At 45.7% G+C, this 10,586-nt stretch carries 8 protein-coding genes; 5 read left to right on the forward strand and 3 right to left on the reverse strand.

Features of this window, described 5'->3' with window-relative positions; all coding sequences use genetic code 11:
* Positions 1 to 79: 79 nt before the first annotated feature.
* The 4 genes from glmU (at position 80) to glmS (ending at position 6,715) form a co-directional block, all read left to right on the forward strand.
* Entirely contained in the window at positions 80 to 1,462 is a 1,383-nt protein-coding gene (gene glmU, locus Q4Q50_RS17935; RefSeq protein WP_311900471.1) for a bifunctional UDP-N-acetylglucosamine diphosphorylase/glucosamine-1-phosphate N-acetyltransferase GlmU, read from the forward strand.
* A gap of 284 nt (positions 1,463 to 1,746) precedes the next feature.
* Positions 1,747 to 3,861: a TonB-dependent siderophore receptor gene (locus Q4Q50_RS17940; RefSeq protein ID WP_311900472.1), complete on the forward strand. Its 2,115-nt coding sequence runs from the start codon at positions 1,747 to 1,749 to the stop codon at positions 3,859 to 3,861.
* 203 nt (positions 3,862 to 4,064) lie between these two features.
* On the forward strand, positions 4,065 to 4,838 hold the full coding sequence (locus Q4Q50_RS17945) for a DeoR/GlpR family DNA-binding transcription regulator (protein WP_311900473.1): 774 nt from the start codon (positions 4,065 to 4,067) through the stop codon (positions 4,836 to 4,838).
* A gap of 47 nt (positions 4,839 to 4,885) precedes the next feature.
* Entirely contained in the window at positions 4,886 to 6,715 is a 1,830-nt protein-coding gene (glmS, locus tag Q4Q50_RS17950) for a glutamine--fructose-6-phosphate transaminase (isomerizing) (protein ID WP_259214370.1), read from the forward strand.
* Between the two features lie 108 nt (positions 6,716 to 6,823).
* Here glmS and Q4Q50_RS17955 read toward each other — a convergent pair whose 3' ends face one another.
* The 3 genes from Q4Q50_RS17955 to Q4Q50_RS17965 form a co-directional block, all read right to left on the reverse strand.
* Positions 6,824 to 7,027 (reverse strand): DUF2061 domain-containing protein, encoded by a 204-nt coding sequence (locus tag Q4Q50_RS17955; RefSeq protein ID WP_006079349.1) that lies wholly within the window; start codon positions 7,025 to 7,027, stop codon positions 6,824 to 6,826.
* A 185-nt stretch (positions 7,028 to 7,212) separates the two neighbouring features.
* Entirely contained in the window at positions 7,213 to 8,118 is a 906-nt protein-coding gene (locus tag Q4Q50_RS17960) for a 1,4-dihydroxy-2-naphthoyl-CoA synthase (RefSeq protein ID WP_006084758.1), read from the reverse strand.
* Positions 8,119 to 8,242: 124 nt separating this feature from the next.
* Positions 8,243 to 8,593, reverse strand: coding sequence for a hypothetical protein (locus Q4Q50_RS17965; protein ID WP_006079351.1), 351 nt, complete (start codon positions 8,591 to 8,593; stop codon positions 8,243 to 8,245).
* A gap of 91 nt (positions 8,594 to 8,684) precedes the next feature.
* Between Q4Q50_RS17965 and ccoG the strand changes: the two genes are divergently transcribed.
* A complete protein-coding gene (ccoG, locus tag Q4Q50_RS17970) occupies positions 8,685 to 10,112 on the forward strand; it encodes a cytochrome c oxidase accessory protein CcoG (RefSeq protein WP_311900474.1) in 1,428 nt (475 codons plus the stop codon).
* Positions 10,113 to 10,586 lie beyond the last annotated feature (474 nt).

Genomic DNA, 10,586 nt, shown 5'->3' on the forward strand with positions numbered 1-10,586 from the left:
TGTGCTTTCCGTTAAAATTGCGCCACAAAATCGACCGTAATTTTTTCACCCTCTTGGGTATTTGTTCAAGGATATGGCAATGGCATTAAATGTAGTGATCTTAGCGGCTGGCAAGGGAACACGGATGCGTTCTGATCTTCCTAAGGTATTACATCCCATCGCCCACAAGAGCATGGTGCAACATGTCATCGATACCGCCCACAAAGTGGGTAGTGACGCGATTCAGTTAGTCTACGGTTATGGTGCTGATAAGCTAAAAGCCAGCTTAGGTGAGCAACAACTTAACTGGGTATTGCAAGCTGAGCAATTAGGCACGGGTCATGCGGTTGCGCAAGCGAGCCCGCATATTGCTGACAATGATACTGTGCTCATTCTTTACGGCGATGTGCCACTGATTCAACAATCAACCCTTGAAGCCTTACTCGCTGCCCGTCCTGAAAATGGCGTGGCCATCTTAACTGTTAATTTAGCCAATCCTATGGGTTATGGTCGTATCGTCCGTACTCCTTGTGAAGGTCAAAAACAAGGAAAAGTAGTTGGTATTATTGAGCAGAAAGATGCTACAGCAGAGCAGCTACTGATCAACGAAATCAATACCGGCATCATGGCCGTTCCAGGTAAACAACTTAAAGCTTGGTTGAGCCGTTTATCGAATAACAATGCCCAAGGCGAATATTATCTAACGGATATTATTGCGATGGCGCACGCTGATGGTGTTGCTATTGATACTGCCCAACCACAATCTGCGATTGAAGTGGAAGGCGCCAATAACCGCGTGCAACTGGCGCAACTTGAACGCGCTTACCAAGCCCGTGAAGCCGAAAAACTGATGTTGGCGGGGGCGAACCTACGCGACCCAAGCCGTATCGATATCCGTGGTGAAGTCACTGTTGGTATGGATGTGATGATTGATATCAACGTGATATTCGAAGGCAAAGTGACCTTAGGTAATAATGTCACTATTGGCGCAGGTGCTATTCTTATCGATTGTGAGATTGCCGATAACGCTGAGATCAAACCTTACTCTATTATCGAAGGCGCTAAACTGGGCGTTGCTGCCAGTGCTGGCCCATTTGCCCGTTTACGTCCCGGCGCAGAGCTTAAGCAAGATGCGCACATAGGCAATTTTGTTGAAGTGAAAAAAGCGGTGATTGGCGTGGGATCAAAAGCTGGACACTTAGCCTATTTAGGCGATGCCGTTATAGGTGATGGCGTTAACATCGGTGCTGGCACTATTACTTGTAATTATGATGGTGCGAATAAGCATCTTACCGTTATCGAAGATAATGTCTTTGTTGGCTCAGACACTCAGCTAGTGGCACCTGTCACTATCGGTAAAGGCGCAACCTTAGGCGCTGGCTCAACCATTACCCGCGATGTGGGTGAAAATGAGTTAGTCATTACCCGTGTTAAACAAAAGCACCTGACGGGTTGGCAACGTCCAGTCAAAATTAAAAAGTAAGTTTATTTAACTCAACTGAGTATCTATAAAGCGGCCATGTGCCGCTTTTATATTTAGTCAGATTGTTGGAAATTAGATTCGTTTAATTCAGATGGAAAACAATAAAAGTCACGTAATTAAGGTTGAGTTAATCCTATTGTGGTATTTGCAATCTATTGGTTTTAAACAGATTTAGATCTATATCACAGCTAATTGTAAATTCGTGTAAAGAAGATTAAATAAAAACACTTCTCATTTATATTGCCTGCAATTCTAAGACGAAAGGTCTAATTGAGGTGTTGGCAATGGTATTTAAATATTCAGTTGTAGGTTTGGCCGTAGGTTCGGCGTTAATGGCTATGCCCGTATTGGCAGAGGTGCCAAACGATGCCAATATTGAGCGCATTAATGTCACAGGCCGTACTTTTAACAACTATAAAGTTGGTAGTGCATCGGGTGCTATGCGCGGTGATATCGACTTAATGGATACCCCACAGTCTGTTAATGTAATCCCAGATTTTGTGACTGACGAACAGTTGGCTACCAATCTAGCCGAAGTATTAGTTAATGATTCCTCTATCACTGCAGGAACCCAGCGTTGGAACCGCCAAGTTTTCTCTCTACGTGGTTTTGAACTTGATTCAGGCTCTGGCTACCTGGCTAACGGCCACCAGCTTTTTGCTCACTACGTATTGCCGATTGAAATCTTAAGCCAGGTCGAAGTACTTAAAGGGCCTTCTTCAATGCTTTATGGTCAATCTGGGCCTGGTGGTTTGGTAAATATGGTTACCAAAAAGCCGACCTATGAGCGTTTGTTTGAACTAGGTTTTGATACAGATGAACAGGGTTCAACTCGCTTTCAACTTGATGCTGGTGGTGCTATCAACGAGGCTGAAACCTTAAGATATCGTGCCGTTGGCGTAAAACAAGATACAGAATACTGGCGCAGCTATTCGCCACTGCCGGGCGAACAGGCCGAGCAGCAAGAGCGTGACCGTTGGCTGGGCTCTGTGGCTCTAGATTATGATGTAACCGATAATTTGCTGTTGTCGGTGCGTTATGACCGTACTGAAGATAAAACCGGCATCGATGTGGGAGGTTGGCTTGATAAAAATGGCAACCTGATTGGTGGACGTAAGCAAATTTGGGACATGCCATGGGCCTTTACCGATAACAGTATTACTAACCTCGGTGCTGATATTGCTTGGCAAATCAGTGATAACTGGAATTTGAAACTCGGTTACAACGATCAGCAATTCAACCGTCAGCGTTTCGATTCGGCGCCTCGCTACAATGTCAACGCGATGGACAAAGGCTATCAAATCAACCCCTTCGACCGTTTCGATGACTGGAGCCATAAGAGCGCCTATGTAGACTTGAGCGGTGAGTTTGAACTCGCGGGAATGGAACACCAACTGCTGCTAGGCGCCAATAAGCTGGATTATGGCTATGCCCAGCTGCGCACCTCCGGTAGTAGTCAAACCGTGATGCCGGGCGTGGCTGCGCCCCGCCCTGATATTTCTTACACCACAGATACCAGCTGGAGTAATAGCGAGTATGAATTCTACGGTGTGTACCTGCAGGACCTTATAAGCCTGAACGATCAGTGGAAGCTGCTCGCTGGGGTGCGTTTCGATGAGCAAAAAGAGGAATCTGGTAATGACAATGCTATATCACCCAAGTTTGGGGTGATCTGGCAGCCACAGCAGGATCTCAGTCTTTATGCCAATTACTCCAAGAGTTTTGTGCCCCAGGGCAAGGTAAACGACGAAGCCGACCTGAATAACAACCAAGAGCTTGATCCCGAGTACGGTACTCAATATGAACTCGGTGCTAAATGGGAGCTGATGGATGGCGGCTTACTCCTGACCGGCGCTGTGTTTGATATCGAAATCGATAACCGCATCGTGAGGCATCAATTGGATACGCCAATCGACGTACCGGGTAAAAAGAGCATTACCCAGGTTACTCGCCAGGATGGCAAACAGCACCACAAAGGATTTGAACTAGGTGCTCAAGGACAGATAAGTGACAGTTGGTTTGTGACGTCTTCTATGATGTATCTGGATGCTGGCTACAAGACTGCTGATGTCCTCAATGGCAAAACACCTATTGATGCGCCAGAATGGGCTGCTAACATTTGGAGCCGTTATCAGGTGACAGATGAATTGGCGCTTAATTTTGGTGCGGTATATGTAGGTGAGCGTTTTGCCAATACTCAAAATACCATCACTAAAGATGGTTATGTCCGCTTTGATATGGGGGCGGCTTACACCTTCAATATCAGTGGTAATGAGTTCGGTATTCGTGCAAACGTTAGAAACTTATTTGATACTGAATACTTAGATGGTGGTGACAATCAGAAGGTTACTATCGGCCAAGATCGTAACTTTAGTGTGGCGCTTGAAGCTAAGTTCTAATTTCACTTTCTACGCTTAAGTTTTAGCTCGCTTAAAGCAGTTCATCGATAGGTGAACTGCTTTTTTATTGCTTTTCATTAGGTTAATTTTAAAAGCTCAGCTATTACATCATTCTCACGCTAAAAACACCTTTCGAATACTAGCAAAAAAGTTTCGTTTCACTATAATGCACCTTTCGAATCGAAACTTAACTGAAAGGTTTTATGAATAAACGAAACACACAGCAGCGTCGCCACAGCATAATCACCATATTGAACGAACAGGGTGAAGTGAGCGTTGATGAACTGTCGTTACGTTTTGAAACCTCAGAAGTGACGATTCGTAAGGATCTCGCCGCGCTTGAGAAAACGGGTTTATTATTGCGCCGTTACGGTGGCGCCGTGGCGATTCCAGACGAAGTCACTCAACAGTTCTCTGCCAAGATCGCGCCTAATAAACTTTCTATTGCGAAAACTGCCGCGCAGCTGATTAAAGATCACAATCGCATCATTATTGATAGCGGCACTACGACGTCAGGCTTGATTGAACAGCTGAACGATAAGCGCGGGCTGGTTGTCATGACCAATGCATTGCACCTTGCCAATGCCATCCATGAACTTGAAAACGAGCCAACCTTATTGATGACCGGTGGAACTTGGGACCCGCATTCTGAATCCTTTCAAGGTCAAGTCGCCGAGCAAGTGTTGCGATCATATAACTTCGACCAACTGTTTATCGGTGCCGATGGTATCGATCTTGAACGCGGGACCACCACCTTTAACGAGTTAACAGGCCTAAGCAAAGTGATGGCCGAAGTTTCCCGCGAAGTGATCGTTATGGTCGATTCAGACAAAATCGGCAAGCGGATCCCTAACTTAGAGTTACCGTGGGCCAAGGTAAGTGTATTAGTCACCGACGATCGTATTAACGAGAGTGTTATAAAACAAATTTCAGATCAGGGCGTGCGAGTTATGCTAGCGCCCTACGCTCATGAGTGAGTGCAAAATAACTTAACAACTTCATTTTTAATTTATAGGTAAAGACTATGTGTGGAATCGTAGGCGCTGTGGCGCAAAGGGATGTGGCTGAAATTCTAGTAGAAGGCTTACGCCGCTTAGAATATCGCGGATATGACTCCGCAGGCGTTGCCGTTATTCACAATGGTGAACTCAATCGCACGCGCCGCGTTGGCAAAGTACAAGAGCTTTCAGCAGCGCTTGAAACCGACCCATTAGCGGGCGGAACCGGTATCGCGCACACTCGCTGGGCGACCCACGGTGAGCCGAGTGAGCGTAATGCTCACCCGCATTTATCGGAAGGTGATATCGCGGTGGTGCATAACGGCATTATTGAAAACCACAATAAACTGCGCGAGATGCTTAAAGGTTTAGGCTATAAATTTAGCTCTGATACCGATACCGAAGTAATTTGTCACTTAGTACACCATGAGCTGAAAACTAACAGCACTTTGCTTTCTGCCGTGCAAGCCACAGTTAAACAACTCGAAGGCGCCTATGGCACAGTGGTAATCGATCGCCGCGACAGCGAGCGCTTGGTTGTTGCTCGATCTGGTAGTCCTTTAGTGATTGGTTTTGGTCTAGGTGAAAACTTTGTCGCCTCGGATCAACTGGCACTCTTACCTGTGACTCGTTCATTCGCCTTCTTAGAAGAAGGTGATGTGGCCGAAGTGACCCGTCGCAGCGTGAGTATTTTCGACTTAAACGGTAATGCCGTTGAGCGTGAAGTCAAAGAATCTGAAATTACCCACGATGCTGGTGATAAGGGCGAATATCGCCACTATATGCTTAAAGAGATTTACGAGCAGCCATTGGCACTGACGCGCACTATTGAAGGTCGTATCGCAAACAAGCAAGTATTAGATACAGCCTTTGGTGATAACGCTGCTGAGTTCTTAAAAGATATCAAACACGTGCAAATCATCGCCTGTGGCACTAGCTACCATGCGGGCATGGCGGCGCGTTACTGGTTAGAAGATTGGGCTGGCGTGTCTTGTAACGTCGAAATTGCCTCTGAATTCCGTTATCGCAAGTCGCACTTATTCCCAAATAGCCTATTGGTGACGATTTCACAATCTGGTGAAACTGCAGATACTTTAGCGGCCATGCGCTTAGCGAAAGAAATGGGTTACAAAGCCACATTGACTATTTGTAATGCGCCAGGTTCGTCACTGGTTCGCGAATCTGACATGGCTTATATGATGAAAGCGGGCGCAGAGATTGGCGTGGCATCCACTAAAGCGTTCACAGTACAGCTTGCTGGTTTATTAATGTTGACTGCGGTGATCGGTCGCCACAATGGTATGTCTGATCAAATGCAGGCCGACATTACTCAAAGCCTACAATCTATGCCAGCTAAAGTGGAACAAGCTTTAGGGCTAGATGCTGCGATTGCTGAATTGGCGGAAGATTTTGCCGATAAACATCATGCGTTATTCCTTGGCCGTGGCGATCAATACCCGATTGCGATGGAAGGCGCGTTAAAGCTGAAAGAGATTTCTTACATTCATGCTGAAGCCTATGCCTCTGGTGAATTAAAACACGGCCCATTGGCGCTTATCGATGCCGATATGCCTGTGATTGTCGTTGCGCCAAACAATGAATTGCTCGAAAAACTGAAATCGAATGTTGAAGAAGTGCGTGCCCGTGGCGGCTTAATGTATGTGTTTGCCGATGTGGATGCCGAGTTCGAGTCGGATGACACGATGAAAGTGATCCCAGTGCCACACTGCGATATATTTATGGCGCCGCTGATTTACACTATTCCGCTACAGCTATTGTCGTACCATGTTGCGTTGATAAAAGGTACCGACGTGGATCAACCACGCAACCTAGCAAAATCTGTAACAGTAGAATAAATATAAGCATTTAAATAAAAACCGCCTTTATTGGCGGTTTTTTCATTTAGATTCACAACAAAACGACGCTTAACTTACAGCAATAGTAAATGCTGGTGGCTTAGCTTTCTATGCTGGAATGGCATCTAGCTCGTGCTGCTTTTTTGCCTCAATGCGTTTCCATACTTTGTCATGGAAGTAAAACACTACAGTGTTAATCGCGGGTTCAACTAAGGCCACTGCGCCGCCGACGATCACGCTGCCGGTTAATAAATAGGTTACGGTAAAAGCGACGCTAAAATGGAGTACGGCAAAAGTAAGTGTCTTAGTCATGATCTTGTCCTCTAAATAGGCTCCCAGCGGGAATACTTAGATGATAACAATTCTCATTAAAATTAAAAGCCGTGTTTTCAGATTAGTTTAAACGGTTTTATCTATTTATCCGTTGTAAAAAACATAAAGCCCTCACTCATGAGGGCTTTGGGCTGCTAGCAGTAAATTAAAGCACTGCTAATAAACTAGTAATGCCAAGGGAAGGCGGAGAAATCTTGATCGCGTTTCTCGAGGAAGGCATCGCGCCCTTCCTGCGCTTCGGCGCTCGCATAGGCTAAACGCGTCGCTTCACCGGCGAATAATTGCTGACCGACCATACCATCGTCAGTCATGTTAAAACCGTATTTAAGCATACGCATAGCTGTAGGCGACTTAGAGTTAATCTCTTTGGCCCACATTAATGCTTCGGTTTCTAGCTCTGCATGGGGAACGGATTTATTGACCATACCCATGTCGAAGGCTTCATCGGCGCTGTAGTTAAAACCACAGAAGAAGATTTCGCGGGCACGTTTTTGACCTATCATCTTGGCGAGATAAGCACTGCCATAGCCTGAGTCGAAGCTCGCTACGTCGGGATCGGTCTGCTTAAATATCGCGTGTTCTTTCGAGGCTAAGGTTAAGTCGCATACTACGTGTAAGCTATGGCCGCCACCTACCGCCCAACCCGGCACAACGGCGATGACCACTTTAGGCATAAAGCGGATCAAGCGTTGCACTTCTAATATATGCAAGCGGCCCATTCTGGCTTGATCGGCTTTACCTTCTTCGGCGCCTTCATATTTATAGCCATCTTTACCGCGAATACGTTGATCGCCACCCGAACAGAACGCCCAGCCACCATCTTTTGCCGAAGGACCGTTACCCGTTAGCAGTACGCAACCTACATCAGACCATTGGCGTGCATGATCGAGTGCGATAAATAACTCATCAACGGTTTTAGGTCTGAAGGCGTTACGGCACTCAGGGCGGTTAATGGCAATGCGGACTGTGCCGTGGGCTTTAGCTCTGTGGTAGGTGATGTCGTCGAATTGAAATCCACTGACTTCATCCCATAGGGTGGGATCAAAAATGTCTGATACTTGTTGGGTCATGATTCATAGGCCTTTGTGCTGTAATGCCTCAAAGGCTAGGCGGAATCATATATAAGGTCAATCACCTAAGCCTAAAGCTTAGCGCTATATAGCAAAATCCCGTTTGCCTATGAGTCGGTGATGGTTAGAGGTGATCACAGAGATAAAGCTGATTATCTTTGCTGAACACTGGATGTTCCGGCGCCATAGTGCCGCAATAGTTAGCTTTAAAGTCGGCAATAGACTCGGGTGTCATTGGAATCTGATTAAAGGCTTCGAGTTCTAATGTCGACAAGCGCTCGACGATGTCGGTTCTTACCTTAGCCAATTTATGGTCGATTTTTATGATTTTTGTTCCCGTCATAGAGTCAACTTTATTCTCTATTTTTTTGACCATAGCCTCAGTCTTTGCAATAGGAGCATCTAATTTATCTGTTTCTGTGTATAAGTAATACAAAGCACCCGCGAGTAGCGCCAATATGAGCCAACCTTTCATCTTTTAGTCCAACATAAGTGAATAACCATTAAGAATATGGGTATAATAAGCTAGTTTTCGTCCAATATTAAAGCAGTAAAAGGCTGTAACGATGAACTCAGAATCTAACAACAAGGACTATTCGAAAACCAATCGAATTAAGATTCACCAGCCAGATGCGAGTAAAGCGGATCGCTTTAACCCTCGTAATCGGATTTATGTCCGAGCCATAGACGGTTTGTGGAGTAGCTTACGTCGCCGCATGGGCTGGATTGCCATGTTATTTTTCCTGCTTTTACCTTGGATCCCTTGGGGCGACCGTCAAGCTGTATGGTTTAACTTAGGCGAACAAAAGTTTCACGTCTTCGGTTTAACGATTTGGCCACAGGATCTCACCTTGCTCGCAGCGTTGTTTATGATAGCTGCCTTTGCGCTGTTTTTTGTGACCACCTATCTTGGCCGCGTTTGGTGTGGATACACTTGCCCCCAAACAGTATGGACCTTTATGTTCATCTGGTTCGAAGAAAAACTTGAAGGTGCACGCAATAAACGCATTAAGTTAGATCAAATGCCATGGAGCTTTGACAAACTCTGGCGTAAAACGGCAAAACATACGGCCTGGCTATTGCTTTCACTGATGACGGCGATGACCTTTGTGTCCTATTTCGTGCCGAGCCGTGAAGTCTATGTCGACGTCTTTACGCTTAATGCTTCTGGCGGTATCTACTTCTGGGTCGTGTTCTTTACACTTGCCACATACGGCAATGCGGGTTGGATGCGTGAAATCATGTGTATCCACATGTGCCCTTATGCTCGTTTCCAAGCGGCCATGTTCGATAAGAATACCTTTATCGTAGGTTACGATACTAAACGTGGTGAGACTCGTGGTCCGCGTTCGCGTAAAGATGACCCAAAAGAGCTAGGCCTTGGCGACTGTATCGACTGTGACTTATGTGTGCAGGTATGTCCTACCGGGATCGATATTCGTAACGGTCTGCAATATGAGTGCATTAACTGCGGCGCCTGTATCGATGCCTGCGATCAAACCATGGATCGTATGGGGTATGAAAAAGGGCTTATCAGTTATACCACCGAGAACAAGTTAGAAGGAATTAAGCAAAAAGTGCTGCGACCTAAACTTGTCGGTTATGGCGTGGTACTGATAGCGATGATATTAGTCTTTATATACTCCAGTGCGACCATAGCACCTGTGCGTATGGACATCATTCGTGATCGTAACCAGCTCTATAGAGAGAACAACCAAGGTTTGATTGAAAACACCTTCACCTTGAAGATTCTTAATAAGACTGAGCAATCCCACGAATACACTATGAGTGTCGAAGGATTGGACCACTATAAATGGTACGGTCCAACTTCGGTCACTATTGCGGGTGGTGAAGTATTAACCTTACCTATAAGTGTCGGCATCGATCCGGTTGAGCTTTCTCGTTCAGTTACTGACATAGAGATCAAAGTGAAAACCCATATCGACGGTGAAGAAGTCGAAGTTGAGCAAGAAACTCGCTTCTTCAGTCCATAGATAACAGTATTAATGATGATCTAACTGAGCATGACTCACTATAGATTGTCAGACGTAATCGAGATAAAGGGGCTTTTTAGCCCCTTTTTTATACGTATCGTTTGATAAGTAAACGTCTAAACCATTAATCGTTATTTTCCTACAAAAAGCCCTTGCGCACTTTCTCAATCTCCCTATAATGCGCATCCACTGACACGGCAGACAGCGAAAGCAAGCTGGCGAGTTAAGTTGAATTGAATGGCTTACTCTCTGTTGATAATGGCACTCAATTCAATCGCAGCAAGAAGTTGAAAAAACTCCTTGACGCGAAACGGGAAATGCGTAGAATACGCAGCCCTAGCCACCTGGAAGCGTTCGACGCTCAGTGTGGTGCTCACGTCCTCTTACGGATATTGAGTTGCTCTTTAACAAGATAAAACAAGAAATCTGTGTGGACACTCACAGGTGTTGAGTTAATCGAAACTGCTTAACCTT

The sequence above is a fragment of the Shewanella scandinavica genome (assembly GCF_031932065.1).
Lineage (GTDB): Bacteria > Pseudomonadota > Gammaproteobacteria > Enterobacterales > Shewanellaceae > Shewanella > Shewanella baltica.

Bases quoted from the DNA above. Each gene is read 5' to 3' on its own strand.
- glmU (WP_311900471.1), top strand. From the start codon at position 80: ATGGCATTAAATGTAGTGATCTTAGCGGCTGGCAAGGGAACACGGATG.
- Q4Q50_RS17940 (WP_311900472.1), top strand. From the start codon at position 1,747: ATGGTATTTAAATATTCAGTTGTAGGTTTGGCCGTAGGTTCGGCGTTA.
- Q4Q50_RS17945 (WP_311900473.1), top strand. From the start codon at position 4,065: ATGAATAAACGAAACACACAGCAGCGTCGCCACAGCATAATCACCATA.
- glmS (WP_259214370.1), top strand. From the start codon at position 4,886: ATGTGTGGAATCGTAGGCGCTGTGGCGCAAAGGGATGTGGCTGAAATT.
- Q4Q50_RS17955 (WP_006079349.1), bottom strand. From the start codon at position 7,027: ATGACTAAGACACTTACTTTTGCCGTACTCCATTTTAGCGTCGCTTTT.
- Q4Q50_RS17960 (WP_006084758.1), bottom strand. From the start codon at position 8,118: ATGACCCAACAAGTATCAGACATTTTTGATCCCACCCTATGGGATGAA.
- Q4Q50_RS17965 (WP_006079351.1), bottom strand. From the start codon at position 8,593: ATGAAAGGTTGGCTCATATTGGCGCTACTCGCGGGTGCTTTGTATTAC.
- ccoG (WP_311900474.1), top strand. From the start codon at position 8,685: ATGAACTCAGAATCTAACAACAAGGACTATTCGAAAACCAATCGAATT.